Source organism: Burkholderia sp. PR2 (assembly GCF_052372875.1).
In the GTDB taxonomy this organism is placed as follows: Bacteria; Pseudomonadota; Gammaproteobacteria; order Burkholderiales; family Burkholderiaceae; genus Burkholderia; species Burkholderia diffusa.
This window is the reverse complement of sequence record NZ_JBQRWH010000004.1, coordinates 401,113-423,377: the sequence shown is the minus strand read 5'-3', so window position 1 is coordinate 423,377 and position 22,265 is coordinate 401,113. Positions and strand designations below refer to the sequence as shown.

Genomic DNA, 22,265 nt, shown 5'->3' with positions numbered 1-22,265 from the left:
GCATAACCGCTCGAGGCGTCACGCGCCCGATCATCCCGCGCAATGCAAATCACGGATCCCGCATTGACCGGCCGCACCCGTGCATGGGCCGGCCGAAGCGCCGCGCTCAGGCGGCCTGCGCGGCCGCGCGGGACGGGCCGCGGTTGATCCGCAGCACGATCAGCGCGCCGATGATGCAGAGCCCGCCCGAGATCATCGACGCGATCGTATAGGTGCCGAGGCTCGCACGCAGCAGCCCCGCGCCGAGCGCCGCGAACGCCGCGCCGAGCTGGTGGCCGGCGACGATCCAGCCGAACACGACCGGCGCCGCGGCCTTGCCGAACACGTCGGTGGCGAGCCGCACCGTCGGCGGCACGGTCGCGATCCAGTCGAGCCCGTAGAACATCGCGAACAGCGGCAGCCCGAAGAAATCGATGCCGAACGCATGCGGCAGGTAGATCAGCGACAGCCCGCGCAGCCCGTAGTACCAGAACAGCAGCACGCGGTTGTCGTAGCGGTCGGACAGCCAGCCCGACAGCGTCGTGCCGAACAGGTCGAATACGCCCATCGCGGCGAGCAGCGATGCACCCTGCACTTCGGTCATCCCGTAGTCGCTGCACATCGCGATCAGGTGCGTGCCGACATAGCCGTTGGTGCTCGCGCCGCAAATGAAGAAGCTGAAGAACAAGAGCCAGAAGTCGCGCGAGCGGCTCGCCGTCAGCAGCGTGCGGAACGCGACCGCGAGCGGGTTCTCCTTCGTCGCGTCGGGCGCGGCCGGCGCGTCGGCCGGCTCGCCGTAGGGGCGCAGCTTCACGTCGGCCGGCCGCTCGGGCAGCAGGAACGCAACCAGCGGAATCACGATCGCGGCCGCCACCGCGACGACCAGCACGACCGGCCGCCAGCCATGACGCTGCGCGATCGCCGCGAGCATCGGCAGGAACACGAGCTGACCGGTGGCCGTGCTCGCCGTGAGGATGCCCATCACCAGGCCGCGCCGCGCATGGAACCAGCGCGTGACGAAGGTCGCCGACAGCGTCAGCGCGACGACGCCGGTCGAACAGCCGACCATCAGGCCCCAGATCACGACCATCTGCCAGCTCTGCGTCATCATCGACGACAGCGCGACGCCCGCGCTCATGGTCACCAGCGCAGTCAGGATCGTCGGCCGCAGCCCGAAGCGCTGCATCGCGGCGGCCGCGAACGGGCCCGTCAGGCCGTACAGCGCAATGTTCACCGAAATCGCCAGCGAAATCGCCGCGCGGCTCCAGCCGAGTTCGCGCTCGAGCGGCACCATCAGCACGCTCGGTGTCGCGCGCGTGCCGGCCGCGGCCAGCAGGATCAGGAAAACCACCGCAGCCGCGAGCCATCCATAGTGGAAACGCCCGCCGATTCGTGTCACTGCCCAGTTCATGTCGTCGCTCTCCAATTGGCGGGCCGGCACCCGCGCGCCGGCCCCGCGTCACCACCAGGCCACCTCCGCCGCATGCTGCATCGGCTGACCGGCGCCGATACCTGGCATCTGTCTGTCGATCCGGCCGGCATTGTTACCGCTCGGTCACAAGTGTGTTGCGATCGTAGTGACCAGTCGGTAACATGTCAAGCAATTCATCACGCAGTCGAGGGTCATCATGTCGGGCATCGAGGCCGCCAACAAGCCGCCGGCACGTCGCACGCGCCAGCCGATCGCCGCGGCCGCCGCGCAGGAACACCTGCTGCGCGCCGCCGAGGAGCTGTTTTACAAGGAAGGGGTGCGCGCGGTAGGCGTCGAAGCGGTCGTGGAACGCGCGGGCGTCAACAAGATGAGCCTGTACCGCCAGTTCTCGTCGAAGGACGAGCTGATCCTCGCGTATCTCGAACGGATGGATGCGTGCTTCTTCGAGCGCCTCGATTCGAGCGTCGCGAAGCATCCCGGCCAGCCGAAGGCGCAGTTGATCCAGTATTTCGTCGATCTCGCGGAGCGCGCGACGCAGAAGGACTATCGCGGCTGCCCGTTCGTCAACGTCGCGGCCGAATTCCCCGATGCGTCGCATCCGGCGCGCGAACGCGTCGCGCAGAACAAGGAGCGGCTGATGAAGCGGTTCGTCGAGCTATGCGAAGGCGCAGGCGCCCGGCAGCCGAAAGCGCTGGCCGATGCGCTCGCGCTCGTGGTCGAGGGCATCTACGCGGCCAGCCAGACCTACCGGCACGGCGAAACGCCGATCGGCACCGCGCCCGCGCTGGTCACGCAACTGATCGAAGCCGCCTGCGCGTGACAGGCGGCGCACGCTCGAACCCCGCGTGCCCGCTCCCGCTACAATGCGGCCCTCGCTTCCGCCTTGCCCGACTGCCCTCGCCATGACCGATACCCGCCCCGATTCGCACGACGACATCCTCGCCGCCACGCGGCACTGGCTCGCGCGCGCGGTGATCGGGCTCAATCTGTGCCCGTTCGCGAAGAGCGTCTATGTGAAGGAGCAGGTGCGCTATGCGATCAGCGAAGCGACGACGCTCGAGGACGCGCTCGCCGACCTCGAAACCGAGTTGCGCGCGCTTGAAGCGGCGGATCCGCAGCAGGTCGACACGACGCTCGTGATCTATCCGCGCGCGTTCGCTGATTTCGTCGACTACAACGACGCGCTGTTCTTCGCCGACCGGCTCGTGCGGCAACTGCGGCTCGACGGCGTGCTGCAGATCGCGAGCTTCCATCCCGAGTACCGGTTCGAAGGCAGCGAAGCCGACGATATCGAGAACTACACGAACCGCGCGCCGTATCCGATCCTGCACCTGCTGCGCGAGGACAGCATCGCACGCGCGGTCGACGCGTTCCCGGACGCGTCCGCGATCTACGAGAAAAACCAGGAAACGCTGCGCCGCCTCGGCCACGACGGCTGGCGTGAATGGATGCGCCGGCCGGGCGACGACGTCTGACGCGTCGCGCGCCGGCCGTCCGCCGCGCGGCAAACGGGCCGCAAGTCGGCCTGCCTCAGTCCGGGGCCTGCTCGACGGCCTCGCCCGCCGCCGCGGCGGGCGCCGGCGCGAAGAAGCGCTCGTTCAGTTCGGCGAGCCCGAACATGCCGAGGATCTCGTTCAGCCGCTCGCCGGGCTTGCGGCGCGGCAGGTTCTTGTACTGCGCGATGATCAGCTCGTTCTTCATCGAATGTTCCCAGCCGACCAGCTCGGTCACGCTGACCTGATAGCCGTGCGCCTCGAGCTGCAGGCAGCGCAGCACGTTGGTGATCTGGCTGCCGAATTCGCGCGTATGCAGCGGATGCCGCCACACTTCAGTCAGCGCGTTCGCGAGCGACTTGCCCTTGTTCCTGCGCAGCACGCCCGCGACTTCCGCCTGGCAGCACGGTACCAGCACGATGTGCTGCGCGCGCTTCGCGAGCGCGAAACGGATCGCATCGTCGGTCGCCGTGTCGCACGCATGCAGCGCGGTGACGACATCGACCGTTTCGGGCAGCTTCGGCGACGTGATCGAATCGGCGACCGACAGGTTCAGGAAAGACATGCCGCCGAATCCGAGTCGCGCGGCGAGTTCGGTGGAACGCGCGACGAGCTCCTCGCGCGTCTCGATCCCGTACACGTGCGACGCGAACGCCGGTGTGCCGTGCCCCGGCTGCTGCTTGAAGAACAGGTCGTACAGGATGAAGCCGAGATACGACTTGCCGGCGCCGTGATCGACGAGCGTCACGCTACCCTTGTCGGCCTGCACGCTCGCGAGTAGCGGCTCGATGAACTGGAACAGGTGATAGACCTGCTTCAGCTTGCGGCGGCTGTCCTGGTTCAGCTTGCCGTCGCGGGTGAGGATGTGCAGCTCCTTCAGCAGCTCGATGGACTGCTCCGGACGGATTTCGTAGGTCTTGTTCGACATCGTGAAGCGTCGCCGGGCCACGGTCGGTCGACCACGGCCCGGCGGCGGGAATTCGTGAGGAATGGCGACAGTTTACCGAAAATACGCGATCAGGCTCGCGCGCCGAGCCGCCAGAGCGACGTGACCTCGGCGCGGCGTGCCGCGTGCAGCGGGTCGTCCGCGTCGGCCGACTTGGGGTGCGCGGGGCGGATGTCTTCGCGGCCGAGCACGACGAGACCGGCTTCGTCGATCCATTGCAGCAGCGTATCGCGCGGCCGCAGGCCGAGATGTTCGGCGAAATCGGACAGGATCAGCCAGCCTTCGCCGCCCGGTTCGAGATGGTCGGCAAGCCCCGCGAGGAAACCGCGCAGCATGCGGCTGTCGGGATCGTAGACCGCGTATTCGATCGGCGCGCTCGGACGGGCCGGCACCCACGGCGGGTTGCAGACGACGAGCGGCGCGCGGCCGGCCGGAAACAGGTCGGCTTCGACGACCTCGACGCGCTCGGCATGACCGAGCCGCGCGACGTTCTCGCGAGCGCACGCGAGCGCGCGCGGATCCTGATCGGTCGCGACGATGCGCTCGACACCGCGCGACGCGAGCACGGCCGCGAGCACGCCGGTGCCCGTGCCGATGTCGAACGCGAGCGACGTCGCGGGCAGCGGCGTGCGCGCGACGAGTTCGACGTATTCGCCGCGCACCGGCGAAAACACACCGTAATGCGGATGGATCGGCGCGCCGCCGAGCGCCGGAATCGGCACGCCCTTCTTGCGCCATTCGTGCGCGCCGACGAGGCCGAGCAGCTCGCGCAGCGACACGACCGACGGCGCGCCGCCCGGGCCGTATGCTTCCTCGCACGCTGCACGCACGTCGGGCGCGCGGCGCAGCGGGATCGTATAGTCGGCGTCGAGCGGGATCAGCAGCATCCCGAGCGTGCGGGCACGCTGCGATTGCGCGAGGCGATGCAGGTTGAATGCGTCGACGCCCACCGCGGCCTTCGCCTTCTTCGGCTTGCGTTCGACGCGGCGCGCCATCGCCTGCACGAGCTGGCGCGCGTTCTGGAAGTCGCCCTGCCAGACGAGCGCGGTGCCCTCGCACGCGAGGCGGTACGCGGCGTCGGCGGTGAGGCGGTCGTCGGCGGGCACGGCGCGCCTGGGCGGCTGCACGCCGGCTTCGGAGCGCCAGCGCACGGCATGTTCGGCGCCGTCGGCGTCGGTCCAGTGGAAAACGGGGAAATCGGTCACGCGAGCTCGGCTACGGTTGGCTTCAGACAGGCGGCGCCACAGGAGCGCGCCGCGCGGACCACACCATACCGCGCTTTGCCCGCGCGGCAAAGCGCGGGCGACCGCCCTGGCATTGCGCAGGCAGCCTACCCGCCCCACCCCGGCATCGCCGGCATGCGCAACGTGCCCGCATCGCGGAAATGCACGCTGCCGAGCACGCCGCCCGCGAGCCGGCCGCGCAGCGCGTACGGCAACTCGCCGTTGGCCGCCGCGCCGGGCAGGTTCCACGCCTGCCGCGCGGCGGCGAACGCCGACACCGAAACGGGCACGTCGATCACGGCCTCGCCGAAGCGCGGCACGACACCCGCGCGATCGCTCACGCCGCTCGCGAACGGCGTCCCGTTCAGTTCGAGTGCGACCGAAATGCCGTCGTATTCGATCGGCGTGTCATTCGGGTTCTGCACGCGCAGTTTCAGGCTGAAGCGCATCTCGAGGCCCTGGCCGACGAGCGGATCGAGCCCAGCGACGGTCACGCTCACCGGCTCGCGCGTCAGACCCGCGCAACCGCCGAGCACGAAGACGGCGGCGAACAGCAGCAGCATGGCGCGCAGCGGCGCGATATGGAACAGGGCTCGTGGCATGGGCTGGCCTCCTTGCGGCAATCGATTTGACGGACCGTCGCTGCATTGTACCGAGCGCGCCACGCTCCACCCTGATTCGTAGTTTCCGCGCACCGCCGAGATCGTTAATAGATTAAAACTACGAAAACAAACAGTCGAATGGAAAGCGAATTAATGCCTTCCAGCATTCAATGGTGCGCAAAAAATTCAATCGAATCACTTTCTAATTTTTTCGTTTCCTTTACCCAAAACCATCAAGTATATTTACGCATCCTTCGAGCAGGCCGACAAACCTTCAAGCCGCATGACGGCGATTTTACGGAACGGCGACACGCCGTCCTTCCGTCCTGCGGCCTTGCACGGCCAGCCCCGTGGGTCGTCGGTTCAAAGGGAATGCACGCCCGCGCAGGGCGGGCGGCCCCGTGTCGTGCGCGCGAAATCAATTCAGTACAACACGCGCCCGGCCATTTTGAACCGGCAAGTTAACCGACATCCGGAAACACAGAGGGGGCAGTAAACCATGATTACCTTCACGTAGTCGGCCGGCCGTCTTTTCGAATAATCCGTCATTGGCATTTCTCGTCGCTGTTGATTAACGGCGAGGGATTTCCTTTGCCGGCGTTTTCGCAGCACTGAACGATTCTTTCAACAATCGAGGTTTCAGTCATGTCGATCAACATTCACAAGATGCGTTACCTGCCGCTGGTCGCCGCACTCGCGCTCGCCGGGTGCGGCGGCGACGACAGCGGTGTCGGCTCGGCTTCCGCGCTCAGCTCTGCCGGCGCGCCGCACTCGAGCTCGTCGCCCGCCGCCAACACGCCGCCGAGCGCGGCCAATGTCGACAAGAGCGTGTCGCCTGTCGAACTGCCGGACACCGTGGTACCCGTCAACTACCGGCTGTGGTTCCGACCGAACGATGCGCTGAACGCGTTCGACGGGCGCGCCGACGTCGAGATCAAGGTGCTGAAGCCGGTCAACAACATCGTGATCGCCGGCCACCGGATCAAGTTCACGAACGGCCGCATCACGCTGCAGCCGGGCAACATCCAGCTGATCGCGACGCCGCAGGACAAGGGCGACTTCTACCAGCTGCGTCCCGTCGCCGGCACGATCTCGCCGGGCAACTATTCGCTCCACATGGAGTGGTCGGGCATCATCAACTTCAAGTCGTACGACGATCCGGCCACGCAGACGGGCGGCAGTTGCGGCGACGATCCGTATCCGGGCTGCTCGGCCGCGGAAGGCGTGTTCCGTGTCGACCTGAAGAGCACCGACGGCACGACGAGCGGCGCGATCCTCACGCAGGGCGAAACCAACCTGTCGCGCCAGTGGTTCCCGGGTTGGGACGAGCCGGCATTCCGGCCGACTTATGAAGTGACGGCCGAAGTGCCGCAGAACTGGCGCGTCGTGTCGAACGCGGCCGAGAAGCCGTCGACCAACGTCGGCGGCGGCTACAAGCTCGTGCAGTTCGAGAAAACGCCGCCGATGCCGTCGTACCTGCTGTTCTTCGGCGGCGGCATGTTCGACACCTACGAGGACGATTTCTCGAGCCCCCTGCCGGGCGGCAAGGGCGGCCTGCACCTGCGCGTGTTCACGCCGCCGGGCATGAGCGACTGGGCGAAGCCGGCGATGGACCGCACCAAGCAGGCGCTCGACTTCTACTACCGCTATACGGGCATCCCGCTGCCGCTGACGAAGTTCGACACGGTCGCCGCGAACGATGCGTTCAAGGAGCAGAAGGACCTGAACTTCGGCGGGATGGAGAACTGGGGGTCGATCCTCGAGTTCGCCGACGACATCCTGCCGCAACCGGGCCAGCCGATGTCGCACTACGGTAACGAGGTGCTGACGCACGAAGTCGCGCACCAGTGGTTCGGCGACCTCGTCACGACCGACTGGTGGGACAACGTCTGGCTCAATGAATCGTTCGCGACGTTCTTCGAGACGAAGACGACGATCCAGTTCTTCCCCGACGAGTTCAGCTGGCTCGATCAGGTGAAGAACAAGTATCGCGTGATCAATCGCGACATCGGCCCGAACGCATTCCCGGTCGCGCCGAACTTCAATGACTGGGCGTCGAACGACTTCGTGCTGAGCGCGAGCGCGTTCACCTACGACAAGGGCGGCCACGTGCTGAAGACGCTCGAGAACTATCTCGGCGAGCAAACCTTGCGCAAGGGCTTGCAGCAATACCTGGTCGATTACTCGTTCGGCAACGGCACACCGAAGCGCCTGTGGGATGCGCTGTCGAAGGCGAGCGGCCAGCCGGTCGGCCCGATCGGCGACAGCTACGTGCGCCAGACGGGCGTGCCGCTGATCTCGCTCGACACGCAGTGCGACATGACGAAGAACCAGACGATCGTCACGCTGAAACAGCAGCCGTTCCCGAACAAGAACGCGTATCCGGGCCTGCAGTGGACGGTACCGATCACGCTCGCATACGGCCAGGGGCTCGCGAAACACACGACGCTCGCGCTGAAGGATACGCAGACGCAGACGCGGATCGACGGCTGCACGGGCGTGGTCGCGGATCCGAGTGGTCTCGACTACTACGTCGTGAACTACGGCGACGCCGCGTGGAGCGGCCTGCTCACGCAGGTCAACGGCTCGACCGATCCGGTGCTGCTCGCGAACCTGAAGAGCGAGGCCGCGCTGCTCGTCGCGAACAACCTCGCGCCGGCTTCGCGTTCGACGTCGATCGGCTCGGTCGCCTCGCCGGCCGCGATGAAGCTGCGCCAGACGCCGAGCTTCGGCGGCATCGCGCCGACGGTGAAGGAACGTCCGTCGCTGCGCTACCAGGGCATGTTCAAGCCGCGCAAGACGCTGGTTCAGTAACGTCGTGGTCGGGCCGGCCGGTGCCGCGGCGTTTGCGGCGCCGGCCGGCGTTCAGTCTTTCACGTCCTTCGGCAGGCTCCGGATGCGGGGCCTGTTTTTTTGCGGCCGCCGCTAGCGATCATCGCGCCGGCGAAACGCCCACCACGCGGCGAGCGCGGTAAAGCCCGCGACCAGCAGCACCATCAGCCAGAACCCGTGCTTGTTCTCCGAGAACGGCACGCCGCCGACGTTCATCCCGAAGAAGCCCGCGACGATGTTGATCGGCAGCGCGATCACGGTCACCAGCGTCAGCGTGAACAGCGTCCGGTTGTTCTGCTCGTCGAGCCGCGAACCGATCTCTTCCTGCAACAGCTTGATCCGTTCGTTGAGCCCCGACAGGTCGGCGAGCACCAGCGAGAATTCCTCGGTCGACTCGCGCAGTTCCTGCACGTCTTCGGCATGCAGCCACGCGGGCGGCTTCGCGAGCAGCCGGAAGATCGACCCCGGCTCGGGCGCGAGCATGCGCTGCAGCCGCGTCAGCGTACGGCGCATCGCGCCGAGTTCGACGCGATTCGACGTGAGCCGTTGCGACAGGAAGCGATCCTCGATGCGGTCGACGTCGATGCTCGTGCGCCGCATGATCTGGATCAGCAGGTCGGCCTGGTCGCGCAGCAGGTGCACGAGCAGTTCGGCCGGGGACCGGAACCGTTCGCCGTCGCGCACACAGGCGCGCAGCGTGTCGACCGAGCGCAGCGGCTTGAGCCGCGCGGTGATCATGATGCGCCGCTCGACGTGGACGAACAGCGTCGCGATTTCCGACGGCGTCAGCTCGAGGTTGAACATCACGTCGTTGACGATCGCGCGCAGCGCGCCGTCCTCCTGCTCGATGCGCGTCGAGCGCGATCCTTCGTGAAGGAATTCGAAGAAGCTGTCGGGCAATCCGAGGTGCGTGCGCATCCAGCGCTCGCTCGCGCCGTGCGCGAGATTGAAGTGCAGCCAGACGAAATCGTCCGAGGCAGCTGCCTCGCGCGCGCGGCACGTGCGCAGCCATGCGGCGGCCGCGTCGGCATCGAGCATCGCACCCGATCCGCCCGGGACGAAGCGGAATCCGCACACCATGCCGGACGTATCGGCGCCGTAAGTCTGTACGATCAGATCCATCGTGTCGAAGGTCGTGCGGCGCGGCCGCGCCGCGCATCGCGCATTGCGGCGCCACGCCGGGAAATGAAAGGAAACGTATGCCCGACGTATGCGACATTTTCGTGACGGGGTCACATACGGACGTCCAGCGTCGGACAGCCCCCAAAAGCAATGCGCCGCCCATTGGGCGGCGCATGTGCGATGAGCAGGCCGGCGTGACGCCTCGCTACTGCCGCGTCTCCGACTGCGCGGCGGTCGGGCAGGCCGGATCCTTGCCCCAATGGCCGTCGCAGACGCGCCACCGGCACAGCTGATCCTCGAAGAAGCCGCGCTCCGAGCACTCCTTCACGCGCGCTGCGAGCGAACCGCCCGTCGTGGCGGCCGTCTTGGTCGGCACGACCTGCCCCTTCTGCGCGGCGACCTTCTTGTCGGCTGGCTTCGTGCGTGCGACGAGCGCGGCGAGCAGGTCCGCATCCGGATCGTCCTTCCCGGCGGCCTTTGCGCTCGCGGTACGGGTCGTCGCGTCGCGACGCTTCTTCGCCTGCGCGAGCTCCGCCTGCTGTTCCTTGTGGTGCTTGCGGGCCTCCGCCTTCGCGTCGGCCTTCGCATCGGCCTTGCTGCGTGCGGCGACCTTGCCGCTCTGCGCGGCGTCGGCCTTCGCGGTTTTCGCTGTCGCAGCCGCGGCGGCGGCCGTCGCGGCGACGGCTCCAGCCGTGGCCGCGCCCGATGCATCGTCGGCACCGTTCGCGAGCGCGCGCGACAAGCGACTGTTGTCCGCGCCCGACGCGCCCGATGCGGACGCAACGGTCTGGGACGCCGCATCGTCATTGACGATCGTGGCCGGTTGCGCGGCAGGAGCGGCCGACGCGGCATTCTGCGCGACCTGCACGGCGCCGCCGCTGGCCGCCTCGGCCTTCGCCGCTGCCTGCGCGGGCGCGGCGGCCACGACGGCCTGCTCGCCGGATTGCTGCTGCCAGCGCCATGCCCCCCAGCCGCCGACGGCGACCACGAGCGCGACGACGGCCGCGATCGGCCCCTTCAGCGAGCGGCGCGGCGCTTCGGCCGGCGGCGTGACACGTCCTTCCAGATTCGCGAGAATGCGCGACTGCTGCGGTCCACCCTCACCTGCCGGTTTGGTATCGGACAGCAGGCTCGGCGGGGTTTTCGAATTTGAATTTTCCGGCGCACTCATTCAGCGTCTCATTGAATCCTGGTTTAATTCACCGCGATAATATAGCCCGGCCTCTCAAAGCAGCCTGATTCTAAGAGCAAGCATTGCAAAACACAATCAATTCCAATTTCCGGGGATTTCGTTGATTGCCGTCGCACTCGTCGCCTATTTCGCCCTTGCCGTCGCGGTCGCGGCACTGTTGCTTTTACCGGGTATCCGCACGGCGGTTTTCGAATCCGTCGCCCAGTTTCACGGCCGTCTGACGCGCCGCGCGAACGCTCGCGCCGCACGCACGCGAAGTCAAATTGTTAAATCGGCAACCGTTACGCGCGGCGCATTAAGCGATGTGCAAAATTTACTGATTCGGCGACGCTTGATGATTATGGTGTCGGCAGGTATTCTTGCGACGCCGCCATTGGTGGCCATTGCGTTACGCGGTCGGCAATTGTTTCAGTACGACGACACGGCGCGCGTGCCGGACGAGAAGATCGCCGCGCTGCTGCAGGGCGAACAGCTCGTGCCGCCCCCGCCGTTGCCGCCGGAAGTCTTTGCCACGAAGGAAGTCGAACAGGTGCGGCCGGCACTGAAGGACGCGAGCCGCGACTGGAACCTGCTGGATCCCGATTTCCGTACGCGTTTGCTGCTGGTCTACAAGATCATGCACGAACAATATGGTTACGAGATGGCGCTGCTGGAAGGTTATCGGAGCCCGGAACGACAGAACCGGCTCGCGCAAATGGGCACCAACGTGACCAATGCGGCGGCCTTCCAGAGTTATCACCAATTCGGGCTCGCGAGCGACAACGCGTTTCTGCGCGACGGCAAGCTGGTCATTTCCGAGAAAGATCCCTGGGCGATGCGCGGCTACCAGTTGTACGGACAGGTTGCCGAACAGGTCGGCCTGACCTGGGGAGGCCGATGGAAAATGATGGATCTCGGGCACGTGGAATACCATAAACCCGGTTTTAAACTGGGACGCGGCAGCTAGTCAGGGCTGCCGGACAAGAAATAATGAGGGCGGCATGGGGCTTTTTAATCATCCGGCAGGAAACGATTTGAGCGGCGCAATCGATCGGGCATTCCGTTGCACGATTTTTTCCGATCGCCGCTTCCGTTTTAATTCTCACAGCGTCCTTTCATTATTGCGCGCGCCTTCTCCGATGCCGCGGGCGCATTGATGCCAGCCCCCTTCATCCCGTTTGACAGCATGGCGACACATCGCGGCGCCACGCTTGCCGCTCGGCGCGCCTGCGTCGCCTCACCGAATCGCACCGGAACCTGAACGTCCTATGCAACGCATCCTCAACGTGCTGACTCATCCGCGTACGCTCTCGATTGTCGGGATCATCGCGCTAGCGGCGATTCTCTTCATCGTCGCCGACATGCTGCAGCTGCCGCTCCTGTGGGCGGCGATCGCCTTCGCGGCGATCCTCGTGCTGTGGCTTGGCGTCGCGTTGGTACGCCGCTGGCGCGTGAAGCGCGCGAACCAGCAGCTCGGCCAGGTGCTGGAAGAGCAGGCGGAAACCGGCAAGATCGCCGCGCCGGCCGCGGCCGCGCTCGCACCCGACACCAAGACCGCCGACCTCGACGTGCTGCGCACGCGCCTCTCCGACGCGGTCAAGACGATCAAGACGTCGAAGATCGGCCAGGTGTCGGGCGGCTCCGCGCTGTACGAGCTGCCGTGGTACATCGTCATCGGCAACCCGGCCGCCGGCAAGAGCAGCGCGGTGCTGAACTCCGGCCTGCAGTTTCCGTTCGCGGACAAGAACAGCGCCGTGATCCACGGCATCGGCGGCACGCGTAACTGCGACTGGTTCTTCACGACCGAAGGGATCCTGCTCGACACGGCCGGCCGCTACTCGGTGCACGAGGAAGACCGCAGCGAATGGCTCGGCTTTCTTGGCCTGCTGAAGCGTTATCGCCCGAAGGCGCCGATCAACGGCATCATCGTTACCGCGAGCATCGCCGAACTGACCGGCAACCGCCCCGAATTCGCGATCAACCTCGCGAAAAACCTCCGCCAGCGCGTTCAGGAGCTGACGGAAAAGCTCGAGGTGTTCGCGCCGGTCTACGTGATGTTCACGAAGGCCGACCTGATCACCGGCTTCACCGAATTCTTCAGCAGCAGCGACAAGCACGAATACGACCGCGTGTGGGGCGCCACCCTGCCCTACGAGCCGGACGACAAGCGCGACGTCGTCGCGCAGTTCGACACGCACTTCGAGGAACTCTACGAAGGGCTGAAGGAAATCAGCGTCGCGCAGCTGTCGCTGTCGCGCGGCAACCAGCTGTCGCCGGGCCAGTTGAGCTTCCCGCTCGAATTCTCGACGATCAAGCCGTCGCTGCGCGCGTTCCTCGCGACGCTGTTCGAGAACAACCCGTTCCAGTACAAGCCGATCTTCCGCGGCTTCTACTTCACCAGCGCGCTGCAGGAAGGCGAAACCAACAGCGCCGCCGCGCAGCGCATCGCGCACCGCTTCGGCCTCGACGCGAGCGCGCTGCCGAAGCCGCACAGCGCGTTTTCGAAGAACGGCTTCTTCCTGCGCGACCTGTTCTCGAAGGTGATCTTCGCGGACCGCCAGACCGTGCGCCAGTTCGCGAGCCCGACCAAGACCCGGCTGCGCTACGCGACCTTCTTCGGCTTCGTCGCGGCGCTCGCGCTCGCGCTCGGCGGCTGGACCTGGTCGACGATCGGCAACCAGCAGCTCGTCGCGAACGTGCAGGCCGACCTCGACAACGTCACGCGCCTGCAGCAGGGCCGCAACGATCTGCAGTCGCGTCTGCAGGCGATGGATATCCTGGAAGACCGGATCGAACAGCTCGAACAGTTCCGCCGCGACAAGCCGGTGTCGGTGTCGCTCGGCCTGTACCAGGGTGACCGTCTCGAACAGCACCTGCTGACCGAGTACTACAACGGCGTGCGCCAGATCCTGCTGGCGCCCGTCTCGCAGAACCTCGCGTCATTCATGAAGGATGTGAACGCGCACCCCGAACAGCTCGTGCCGATGACGCGCCCGCCCGAATCGGGCGCCGTGCAGGGCGGCCCGATTCCCGTGTCGACGAACCCGCCGGGCGCCACGCCGCTCGCCGGCGCCGCGCAAGGCGCATCCGCCGCGACGGCCGCCGCGCCGCAACAGGCGGCGGCACCGCAGGGCGGGTTGTACAGCGACGCGTCGCCGACCAACGTGCAGGACGCGTACAACGCGCTGAAGACTTACCTGATGCTGTCCGACAAGCGTCACGTCGAACAGGCGCACCTGACCGACCAACTCGCACGCTTCTGGCGCGGCTGGCTCGAGACGAATCGCGGCAACATGCCGCGCGACGAGATGATCAAGAGCGCCGAGCGCATGATCTCGTTCTACCTCGCGCGCGTCAACGACGACGACTGGCCGATGATCGACGCGAACCTCGCGCTCGTCGACCAGACCCGCGAGAACCTGCGCCGCGTCGTGCGCGGCATGCCGGCCCGCCAGCGCGTCTATGAGGAAATCAAGGCGCGCGCGTCGACCCGCTTCGCGCCGATGACCATCGCGCGCATCGTCGGCGACGGCAACCAGGGGCTGGTCGCCGGCAGCTATGCGATTCCGGGCACGTTCACGCGCGAAGCGTGGTTCGACTACGTGCAGCCGGCGATCCGCGACGCGGCGACCAAGGAACTGCAGGCGAAGGACTGGGTGCTGAACACGTCGACGCAGGACGACCTGACGCTGGAAGGCAGTCCCGAGCAGATCCAGAAGACGCTCGTCGGCATGTACAAGACCGAATACGCGCAGCACTGGCAGAAGTTCATGCAGGGTATCGCGGTGCAGGGCTTCAGCAGCTTCGGCCAGGCCGTCGACGGGATGAACCGCCTCGGCGATCCGCAGGATTCGCCGATCCGCAAGATCCTCGAAACCGCGTACGACCAGACGTCGTGGGACAACCCGTCGCTGGCGAACGTCGCGATCAAGAAGGCGCAGACCGGCGTCGTGAACTGGGTCAAGCAACTGTTCACGCGCTCGCAGGCCGGCCAGGTGGCGGCCGCAAACATCGACATCAACGGCAATCCGGCCGAGGTGCCGATGGGTCCGATCGGCCAGGAGTTCATCGGGCTCGCGCGGATCGTCACGACGCACGACGGCACGTCGATGCTCAAGGGCTACATGGACTCGCTGTCGAAGGTCCGTACGCGCTTCAACGTGATCAAGAACCAGGGCGACCCCGGCCCCGGCGCGCGCCAGCTGATGCAGCAGACGCTCGACGGCAACGGCTCGGAACTGGCCGATTCGCTGAAGTTCGTCGACGAGCAGATGCTGACGGGCCTGACCGATTCGCAACGCAAGTCGCTGCGTCCGCTCCTGGTGCGCCCGCTGATGCAGGCGTTCTCGGTGGTGATCCAGCCGGCGAGCGCCGAAGTCAACAAGGTGTGGAACGCGCAGGTCTACCAGCCGTTCCAGAGCTCCCTCGCGACGAAGTACCCGTTCGCGGCGAACGCGAAGGTCGAGGCCGGCGCCGGTGAAATCGCGCAGGTGTTCGGTCCGGACGGCGCGATCGCGAAGTTCGTCGGCACGACGCTGGGCCCGCTCGCGGTGCGCCGCGGCGACACGCTTGCGGCCCGCACGTGGGGCGACATGGGCATCGGCCTCACGCCCGACTTCACGAACGGCTTCGCGCGCTGGGTCGCCCCGCTCGCCGGCGGCGCCGCGGGCGGCGCGGCCGCGGCGGCCGAACCGCAGACCGTGTTCCAGATCCTGCCGCAACCGAGTACGGGCACGACGGAATACACGATCGCGATCGACGGCCAGCAACTGCGCTACCGCAACACGCCGCCGCAATGGACCAACTTCGTGTGGCCGAACCCGCAGGGCTCGCCGGGCGCGACGCTGTCCGCGACGACCTTCGACGGCCGCACCGTGCAACTCGTCAACGAACCGGGCCGCTACGGTCTCGAGAAGCTGATCAACTCGGCGCAGCGCAAGCGCCGTCCGGACGGCACCTTCGACCTCACGTGGGTCCAGGGCAGCGTGAACGTGTCGGTGACGATGCGCATCATCAGCACGTCGCAGCCGACGAGCGGCGGCGGCGACCAGCCGCAGCAGCAGAGCCTGCGCGGCCTGCAGCTGCCGTCGTCGGTCGCCGACGCGAGCGCGGGTGCCGCGCAGAACGCGACGCAGGCCGGCACGGGCACGCCGGCCGCGGCACCGACACCGGCACCGGCACCGGCCGTCGCGGCCGCCACCGCAACGAATGCACAGGGGGCGCAATGACGCAAACCGTTCAGGCGCAGATCGCCTACTTCGGCAAGATTCCGTCGCGCGGCGACTTCGTGAAGAGCCCGCACAATCCGCAGCTGCTGCAGACGCTCGATCGCTGGATCGCGCAGGCGCTCGAACTGCTCGCGGAAGATCCGCGCTGGAAGATCGTCTATGAGGATGCGAAGCCGATGCATTTCGCGTTCCTCGGCTCGCGCAGCAAGCTCGCGATCGCGGGCCACATGGTCGCGAGCCACGACGTGTCGATGCGCCGCTTCCCGTTTCTCGGCGCGACCGCGCTCGAGGTCGACCGGCCGCTCGCGTTCCTCGCGCGCAGCCCGCTCGCGTTCGCCCGGCTGTGGTCGCGCGTCGCCGCGCAGATGCCGCCGCTGCTCGCGAAGGAGGAGCCGCCCGGCGCGCTGCAGGCGCTCGGCGACACGCAGGTGCCGATCGACGTCGGCGGCCCCGGCACGTCGCATGACGGCACCTTCAACGACTTCATCGAACACCAGTCGCTGTACGGCCTGCAGCAGATGCTGCTCGAAAGCGGCCATCCGGTCCGGCTGCGCGGCGCGATGCTCGCGCTCGGCTCGCTCTTGCGGCCCGTGATGCAGAGCGGCTCGTCGCACATCGAGCGCGGCCTCACGCTGCCGCTACCCGTCGATCCGTTCTACCGAAGCCTCGTCGCCGCGTTCTGGCTCGAACTGATCGCACCGTTCGTCGCGCAGGCCGACTTCGAGCTCGCGATCTTCATCGGCACGATCGCCGAGCGCGAACGGCTGATCATCGGCTTCAACGGCGCGTCGTCGAAGACGCTGCTGAGCGTCGTCGACCCGCAGACCTACGCCGCCCACAACATCGACATCGACGATCCCGAATGGATCGACGCCCATGCGCAAAACGATCAGCAGATCAGCAAGCTCGTCAGCTACCTCGACCAACCGCAACTCTCGCTGCGCGTCGCCATCGACGCGTTCCGCGAAGCGTTCATCGGAGGCTGACGGGATGCAACGCACGAATCACGTCCGGCGCATGCGCTTCTCGGCATTCGTTGCCGCCCTCGCCGCCGCCGGCCTCGTCGCCAGCGGCGCGGCCTACGCGCAGAACACCGGCGGCGCGACCGTCACGCCGATCGGCAACGGCACGGTCGCGACGACCGCGCTGCCGTCGTCCAACACGAACCCCGGCGCCGCGCCTGCTACCGCCTCCGGCACGGTGGTGCACGGCACGGCCGGCACGATCTCGCCGCCGCCCGCGAACGCGACACCCGGCCAGGTGGTGGTCGGCGGCAAGGTGCCGGACGAGGCGACCAAGGCCGCCGTGCTGCAGAAGCTGCGCGACACCTACGGCGCGGTGAATGTAGTCGACCAGATCGAGGTCGGCGACGTCGCGACGCCGCCGAACTGGAGCGCGAACGTGCAGAAGCTGCTCGGCGCGCAGCTCAAGCAGATCAGCAAGGGGCAACTGAAGATCAACGGCACGCAGATCGAGATGAAGGGCGAGGTGCACAACGAAGCACAGCGCCAGCAGCTCGCGAGCGACATGGCGAACACGCTGAACCCGACTTACACGATCAAGAACGGGCTGCGCGTGTCGGCATCCGAGCAGGGTGTGCTCGACCAGACGCTCGCGAACCGGACGATCGAGTTCGAGACCGGCAGCGCGACGCTGACGCCGCAGGGCAAGCTGATCCTCGACCAGATGGCGGCCGCCCTCGCGAAGATGCAGAACCGCACGGTCGACATCATCGGCCACACCGACAACTCGGGAAACCGGACGTCGAACATCGCGCTGAGTCAGGCGCGCGCGGATGCGGTGAAGGGTTATCTGATCACGAAGAGCATCCCGCCGCAGCAGATGACGACGACGGGCGTCGGGCCGGATCAGCCGATCGCGCCGAATGACACGGCGGATGGGCGGGCCAGGAATCGGCGGATCGAGTTCCGGGTGGGGCAGTAGGCGGAGGTTCGGCTGTGCGGCGAGCCGGTGGCAGGATACCGGCAGACTCGTCCCGCCGGATCGTGCAGCCCCCATCTCCCCGCATTGTCAACAGGCCGATCGCCTGACCGACCGACTACTGAATCCGACCATTCCAGTGAAATACGCAATGCGCTGCTTGCGGTCGGCCATTCTTCTGCTCTTCGGTGCGGCCTTCGTGCTGATGGGTGTAGCTGGCGCCGTCAATTCTGCCATCCTCGTTCGCGCTCGTGTGTGGCCTCACGTCCCCGCCATTGTCGAGCGATGCGAGTTGTCTCTGCGATATGGCAAATCCGATGCGACATGGGAGGCGCGCGCCGTCTTCCGCTATGGCGCGGGACAGACGCAGCAGTACGATACAGCGTGGCAGCCTGCCGGGTCGCCGGTGTATTCGCGTTCGGCCGCCTCGAACATCAGCCACGAACAGTTCGCAGCGTTCACGAAGACGTACTGCAATGCGGCCGCGAACGATGGCCTGCGCGTTTCGCCGATGTTTCCCGGCATTGCGCGGCGCAACGAAGCGGTTGAGGGCGGAGCATGGGTGCGTGAAATCGGATTCGGCCTATTCGCCCTGATCGGCGGATTGATGCTGTGTGCGATGAGCATTTCGATGCTGCCGTGGATCGAGGATAGGAAGAAGCAATCGTTGAGGCGAAAGACTCGGCGCGCGCGGAAACGTATCGGCGGTTCGTGACTCGCGCCGGCAGACCGGATTCGGATCAGACGTCGTATCGTGCCGGTCGGGGCGCGACGGCTGATCGTTGCGCGGGAAGGAAACGTACTGCGTTCCCGTCATCCGGGTCGAGTTTGATTCTCTCAGCCACGCTGCTTTTCCTCTGCACGTGACGGCGGCAACAAGCCGTCTGGAACCGCCGGCAAGGCAACCGGCTCGAACTGGCCGGTCGTCAATTCGGATAGGACGCTCTTCGGCAGAGACCGCATCGACGTGGCAAACACGCCGGGCCGATCGGCTGCTGCTTTCAAGACGCGCTGAACCTCCGGATGCGCGTCAAAACGGCTATTCACCAGCAAGGCGTAGTACGCGTACTGCTTCAAGTCATCTGAATCGGTCAGGCGGTATTTCAACCATGCTGCGGCCACGATACGCGCGATACGGCGAAACTGCTGGTCTTCGCGTTCGTCGTATCGCTTGCTCAACTGCACCTGATAGTTGGTCGACATCCAGTGCGACACATCGATCATCGGAATACGCGATTCGTCCATCGGCGTGCCGGGAAACTGAAGCTCGATGTGGCGATCCGGATAAAAATGAACTGCCAGAATTCGGCTGCCCACATTTTCCGGAACCTTTGACGGAGGCAGCACAACCTTTGCTTCGGCGTGAAACGTCTGTTCGTCGCCCTTATGCCACCGGTCAACGTCGTAGTAGTCCCATTTGACGATGAACTCGGTCCCCTTGAGCTGATAGCAACAAGTCACGCCCCCACCGCCCCCCGGCATGCTGTCGCCACCGCCGCCTGCCTTGTTGCCATGAGCATCGGTGATCGTGAATTTATCCAGGTTATAGGGCAGGTAGTTCTGAGCCATGACCGAAATCCCGCTGTATGTCGGTTCCGGCTTGCCGCACGCCGCCATGGCCGTCACGAGCAGGCACCCTGCCAGAACACGGCTCACCAGACTCGAAAATCTCATTGCCCTATTCAATGATGTTTTCCCTTCCGAATATTGCCCAGCATGCCCTTCCGACGTATCGATTTTAGTTGTCCACTCGGTAAATGCGATTTTTTGTCTACGTAAATGACGATATGTCCGACAGCAACGGCAACATCAATCGCGACAACAATCGGGGCCGAAATCGCGCGGCATCCGCAGGCTGGCCGATATCGCAGCTGATCTCGAACATACCCGGATAAGTAACCATTCCGATCCGTTCTCGGCTTCCTCCGACATGACGGACGAAACGGTATCGAGCAATCCGAGGAACTCCATCTGGATCGATACGCCCTCAGCGACTTTCACCCCGCGGACATCTCGAGTTACTTCCTTCTATTGTGAACCGCCACAAGCTTTCCGTTCGCGAAAGCAAACCACTTCCCCCCAACGCTTAGCAGGACGCGGCCAGGCAGCCATCGAACGTCGTCAATATCCAACTTGTCGCTAACCGGCAAGACGGCAGCGGGTTTTTGGCGGAAGTCGTACAGGGAGATTACCGGTGGGTCTGAAAAACCACCGCTGAAGTCTTCGACGATCAGCCGCGAGACGGCCTTGTCCCGTTCTTTCGAATCCGGATAGTAGACATAGCGTGAACCGTAAAGGTGATCGAATTGCTTGCCATCGAGCTCGACGTTGAATGTAACGCCGTCGCTTCCCGGCCGGGCGATCTTTGATATCTGCAATGTGCCCGCAACGGTGCGGATCGTATCGTGATCCCCACCCGAGGTCTGCGCCTTGACATTGATGCAACAGACCGTCATCAACACTACAACAAACGACTTCAACAAGCCCACCTCCTAAAAAGTGGGGTTCGCACCACCGACGACAGTCACAAGATCCAACAGTGGGCGAACATCTTCAAGTTTCGAAGCATCGCATGCGAAGTTCTTGAAGTTGACACCTGTGTCGATGAGATGGCTCAACCACAGGCGATGAGCCTTGACATAGTTCCCACCGTTCTCTTCCGCACGCTTCGCTGCTGCCGCGCTTCCCACCTGCGCGGTCAAACGCGTCTTGGCCCCGCGAGCGATGAGCCTGGGCGGACGGTGCGGTTTTGCTCCGTATACGTGTCCTCCGCAGCAATTGTTCCGGCCAAATACCGTTTTGCATCGGCCGCTCCCAAGTGGTGAGACAGGTACAGCATCTTCGCCCGCTCCCCATCATTCAAATTCGAGAAATCGTAGCCGCCGCCTTCGCTCGCGGTGGACACGAGGTCGAGCACGACGCTGAAATCGCGGCCAAGCTCGGACCGCGTCACGGCGCGGCGTGGCACGAGCGCATTGTTCGGCAGCGACGGGATATCCGTCTTCAGCAGGCGGTCCTGCTGAATCAGGCCACCACGGATCGCCTGCGCCAGTTCGGTCACGTTCATGCGTCACCCTTCTTCTCGTTCATCGCGAACCCGCCGGGCCCGCGCTCTCAGGTCAAAAACCCATCGCTCACGACTGCTCGTCCGGCCTCACCCCAAGCAGCTCGCGAATATGCGACAGCGACCCGTCGTCCTTCACGACGCTCTCGAGCCACTTGTGCAGCGGCATGTCGGCCCATTCGGCAGCCTTGTCCGCGAGATACGCAACCGGGCTGTGCGGCTCGGTCTGGCGAAAATAACGCGCGACGGCACGCAGCTGGTCGACGGCCTGCGCGCGGTTCTGGATGCCGGCGATCATCTGCGTCACCGGCGGACGCGGAGCGGTCTGCGACTGCACGTGGGTCTCCTCGCTGTGGAACGTGTCGCCGAAGCTCGGCTCGATGCGCTCGGGCTGCGCCTGCGGCGCCGCCTGCGTGTGCGGCGCGCTACCCGTATAGCCCTGCTCGCGCGCAAAACGCTCGGCGAGCCGGTACACGGTCTCGAACGCGTCGCGCGCCTGCCGGAAGCTCGGCGCCGAATCGCCCGCGCGTTCGACGAGCCGCTCCTCGAACGCATCGAGCGCGAACTCGAACGCCTTCAGGTTCGCGAGCAACGCGGTGTAGAACGCGATCGGCGTCACGCGCCGCGACGCATCGACCTGCTCGACCGACGGCTTGCCGCGTGCGATGTCGTCCGCATGCTCGGGGTCGCGCCTCACGGCCTGCGCGACGTGCTGTGCGACTTCCCAGTCGAGCGTGGTGAACGCGTTCGACGCGCCCTCCGTCACCGGAATGCCGCGCAGCAGCTCGGCCGTGCGGCCGGACAGCCACGCGACGTTGCCGAGCCGGTATTCGACGTCGTCGCCTTCGGGCAGCGGATGCACGGTGTCCCAGTAGTCTCGGCACAGGCCTTCCAGCAGCGCATAACCTTCGGTGAGGCCGGTGATGCCGTCCTCGAGCGCGAGCGCCTCGGTCAGCCACACGGCGAGCCGCAGATCCTTGGTGCGCGTGCGCAGCAGCTCGCCCGCGTGATCGACGACGAAGCCCCAGTCGGCCTCCTTGATCTCGGTCACCCATTCGCCCTGGTCGAGCGTCGGATCGTCATAGCGCCGCGCGTCCTGGATCGCGTCGAATTCATTCGAAAACAGCAGGTCGTCGCCGCTGGGCGACGCGTCGCTGATCGGCGTCAGCAGCTCGGGGAGATTGATCGGCATGGTTCAGTGAATCCGTTGATGCATGAGATGTCGCGCGCGG

General features: G+C 65.8%; 17 protein-coding genes and 1 pseudogene. 8 read left to right on the top strand and 10 right to left on the bottom strand.

Annotated features, from left to right (window positions below; genetic code table 11):
* Window positions 1–106: 106 nt before the first annotated feature.
* Window positions 107–1,390 carry an MFS transporter gene (locus tag ACT2FV_RS19155; RefSeq protein ID WP_059607883.1) on the bottom strand — a complete coding sequence of 428 codons (1,284 nt, stop codon included), beginning with the start codon at window positions 1,388–1,390 and terminating at the stop codon, window positions 107–109.
* Window positions 1,391–1,607: 217 nt separating this feature from the next.
* Here ACT2FV_RS19155 and ACT2FV_RS19150 point away from each other — a divergent pair, with 217 nt between their 5' ends.
* Window positions 1,608–2,231: a TetR/AcrR family transcriptional regulator gene (locus ACT2FV_RS19150; protein WP_059607882.1), complete on the top strand. Its 624-nt coding sequence runs from the start codon at window positions 1,608–1,610 to the stop codon at window positions 2,229–2,231.
* An 82-nt stretch (window positions 2,232–2,313) separates the two neighbouring features.
* Window positions 2,314–2,886 carry a DUF1415 domain-containing protein gene (locus tag ACT2FV_RS19145; protein ID WP_059692336.1) on the top strand — a complete coding sequence of 191 codons (573 nt, stop codon included), beginning with the start codon at window positions 2,314–2,316 and terminating at the stop codon, window positions 2,884–2,886.
* 55 nt (window positions 2,887–2,941) lie between these two features.
* On the opposite strand, the gene ACT2FV_RS19140 is transcribed toward ACT2FV_RS19145, so the two are convergent.
* The 3 genes from ACT2FV_RS19140 to ACT2FV_RS19130 all read right to left on the bottom strand — a co-directional run bounded on the left by ACT2FV_RS19140 (window position 2,942) and on the right by ACT2FV_RS19130 (window position 5,675).
* The gene (locus ACT2FV_RS19140) at window positions 2,942–3,832 is read right to left on the bottom strand and encodes a class I SAM-dependent methyltransferase (protein ID WP_059607880.1); all 891 of its coding nucleotides are present in this window, start codon (window positions 3,830–3,832) and stop codon (window positions 2,942–2,944) included.
* 89 nt (window positions 3,833–3,921) lie between these two features.
* Window positions 3,922–5,055, bottom strand: coding sequence for a methyltransferase (locus tag ACT2FV_RS19135; RefSeq protein ID WP_124905075.1), 1,134 nt, complete (start codon window positions 5,053–5,055; stop codon window positions 3,922–3,924).
* Between the two features lie 125 nt (window positions 5,056–5,180).
* Window positions 5,181–5,675, bottom strand: a complete 495-nt coding sequence (locus tag ACT2FV_RS19130) for an LEA type 2 family protein (RefSeq protein ID WP_124629101.1) — start codon at window positions 5,673–5,675, stop codon at window positions 5,181–5,183.
* Window positions 5,676–6,320: 645 nt separating this feature from the next.
* Between ACT2FV_RS19130 and ACT2FV_RS19125 the strand changes: the two genes are divergently transcribed.
* Window positions 6,321–8,489: a M1 family metallopeptidase gene (locus ACT2FV_RS19125; protein ID WP_444504607.1), complete on the top strand. Its 2,169-nt coding sequence runs from the start codon at window positions 6,321–6,323 to the stop codon at window positions 8,487–8,489.
* Between the two features lie 111 nt (window positions 8,490–8,600).
* Here the strand turns inward: ACT2FV_RS19125 and ACT2FV_RS19120 are convergent, their stop codons facing one another.
* Window positions 8,601–9,629 (bottom strand): transporter, encoded by a 1,029-nt coding sequence (locus tag ACT2FV_RS19120; RefSeq protein WP_444504606.1) that lies wholly within the window; start codon window positions 9,627–9,629, stop codon window positions 8,601–8,603.
* Between the two features lie 205 nt (window positions 9,630–9,834).
* A complete protein-coding gene (locus ACT2FV_RS19115) occupies window positions 9,835–10,800 on the bottom strand; it encodes a phage tail protein (protein ID WP_444504605.1) in 966 nt (321 codons plus the stop codon).
* Between the two features lie 121 nt (window positions 10,801–10,921).
* Between ACT2FV_RS19115 and ACT2FV_RS19110 the strand changes: the two genes are divergently transcribed.
* The 5 genes from ACT2FV_RS19110 (at window position 10,922) to ACT2FV_RS19090 (ending at window position 18,684) form a co-directional block, all read left to right on the top strand.
* Window positions 10,922–11,767 (top strand): M15 family metallopeptidase, encoded by an 846-nt coding sequence (locus ACT2FV_RS19110; protein ID WP_059607874.1) that lies wholly within the window; start codon window positions 10,922–10,924, stop codon window positions 11,765–11,767.
* 301 nt (window positions 11,768–12,068) lie between these two features.
* A complete protein-coding gene (gene tssM / locus ACT2FV_RS19105; protein WP_124905083.1) occupies window positions 12,069–16,028 on the top strand; it encodes a type VI secretion system membrane subunit TssM in 3,960 nt (1,319 codons plus the stop codon).
* Window positions 16,025–17,014: a type VI secretion system-associated protein TagF gene (gene tagF / locus ACT2FV_RS19100; RefSeq protein ID WP_059607872.1), complete on the top strand. Its 990-nt coding sequence runs from the start codon at window positions 16,025–16,027 to the stop codon at window positions 17,012–17,014. The genes tssM and tagF overlap by 4 nt, the downstream gene beginning before the upstream one ends.
* A 4-nt stretch (window positions 17,015–17,018) precedes the next feature.
* Window positions 17,019–17,972 (top strand): OmpA family protein, encoded by a 954-nt coding sequence (locus ACT2FV_RS19095; protein WP_124905085.1) that lies wholly within the window; start codon window positions 17,019–17,021, stop codon window positions 17,970–17,972.
* A 136-nt stretch (window positions 17,973–18,108) separates the two neighbouring features.
* The gene (locus tag ACT2FV_RS19090; RefSeq protein WP_226118194.1) at window positions 18,109–18,684 is read left to right on the top strand and encodes a DUF3592 domain-containing protein; all 576 of its coding nucleotides are present in this window, start codon (window positions 18,109–18,111) and stop codon (window positions 18,682–18,684) included.
* A 122-nt stretch (window positions 18,685–18,806) separates the two neighbouring features.
* Here ACT2FV_RS19090 and ACT2FV_RS19085 read toward each other — a convergent pair whose 3' ends face one another.
* The 4 genes and pseudogenes from ACT2FV_RS19085 to tssA all read right to left on the bottom strand — a co-directional run bounded on the left by ACT2FV_RS19085 (window position 18,807) and on the right by tssA (window position 22,225).
* Entirely contained in the window at window positions 18,807–19,643 is an 837-nt protein-coding gene (locus ACT2FV_RS19085) for a DUF3304 domain-containing protein (RefSeq protein WP_444504604.1), read from the bottom strand.
* Window positions 19,644–19,987: 344 nt separating this feature from the next.
* Window positions 19,988–20,452 (bottom strand): hypothetical protein, encoded by a 465-nt coding sequence (locus tag ACT2FV_RS19080; RefSeq protein ID WP_444504603.1) that lies wholly within the window; start codon window positions 20,450–20,452, stop codon window positions 19,988–19,990.
* Window positions 20,453–20,856: 404 nt separating this feature from the next.
* A pseudogene (locus ACT2FV_RS19075) lies at window positions 20,857–21,036 on the bottom strand (hypothetical protein); the annotation flags it as partial.
* A 67-nt stretch (window positions 21,037–21,103) separates the two neighbouring features.
* A complete protein-coding gene (gene tssA, locus ACT2FV_RS19070; protein ID WP_059607868.1) occupies window positions 21,104–22,225 on the bottom strand; it encodes a type VI secretion system protein TssA in 1,122 nt (373 codons plus the stop codon).
* Window positions 22,226–22,265: the final 40 nt, after the last annotated feature.

Excerpts from the sequence above, each read along its gene's own strand:
- ACT2FV_RS19115 (WP_444504605.1), bottom strand. The coding sequence starts at position 10,800 with ATGAGTGCGCCGGAAAATTCAAATTCGAAAACCCCGCCGAGCCTGCTG.
- ACT2FV_RS19125 (WP_444504607.1), top strand. The coding sequence starts at position 6,321 with ATGTCGATCAACATTCACAAGATGCGTTACCTGCCGCTGGTCGCCGCA.
- ACT2FV_RS19140 (WP_059607880.1), bottom strand. The coding sequence starts at position 3,832 with ATGTCGAACAAGACCTACGAAATCCGTCCGGAGCAGTCCATCGAGCTG.
- ACT2FV_RS19155 (WP_059607883.1), bottom strand. The coding sequence starts at position 1,390 with ATGAACTGGGCAGTGACACGAATCGGCGGGCGTTTCCACTATGGATGG.
- ACT2FV_RS19095 (WP_124905085.1), top strand. The coding sequence starts at position 17,019 with ATGCAACGCACGAATCACGTCCGGCGCATGCGCTTCTCGGCATTCGTT.
- ACT2FV_RS19120 (WP_444504606.1), bottom strand. The coding sequence starts at position 9,629 with ATGGATCTGATCGTACAGACTTACGGCGCCGATACGTCCGGCATGGTG.
- tagF (WP_059607872.1), top strand. The coding sequence starts at position 16,025 with ATGACGCAAACCGTTCAGGCGCAGATCGCCTACTTCGGCAAGATTCCG.
- ACT2FV_RS19085 (WP_444504604.1), bottom strand. The coding sequence starts at position 19,643 with ATGAGATTTTCGAGTCTGGTGAGCCGTGTTCTGGCAGGGTGCCTGCTC.
- ACT2FV_RS19150 (WP_059607882.1), top strand. The coding sequence starts at position 1,608 with ATGTCGGGCATCGAGGCCGCCAACAAGCCGCCGGCACGTCGCACGCGC.
- tssM (WP_124905083.1), top strand. The coding sequence starts at position 12,069 with ATGCAACGCATCCTCAACGTGCTGACTCATCCGCGTACGCTCTCGATT.
- tssA (WP_059607868.1), bottom strand. The coding sequence starts at position 22,225 with ATGCCGATCAATCTCCCCGAGCTGCTGACGCCGATCAGCGACGCGTCG.
- ACT2FV_RS19145 (WP_059692336.1), top strand. The coding sequence starts at position 2,314 with ATGACCGATACCCGCCCCGATTCGCACGACGACATCCTCGCCGCCACG.
- ACT2FV_RS19130 (WP_124629101.1), bottom strand. The coding sequence starts at position 5,675 with ATGCCACGAGCCCTGTTCCATATCGCGCCGCTGCGCGCCATGCTGCTG.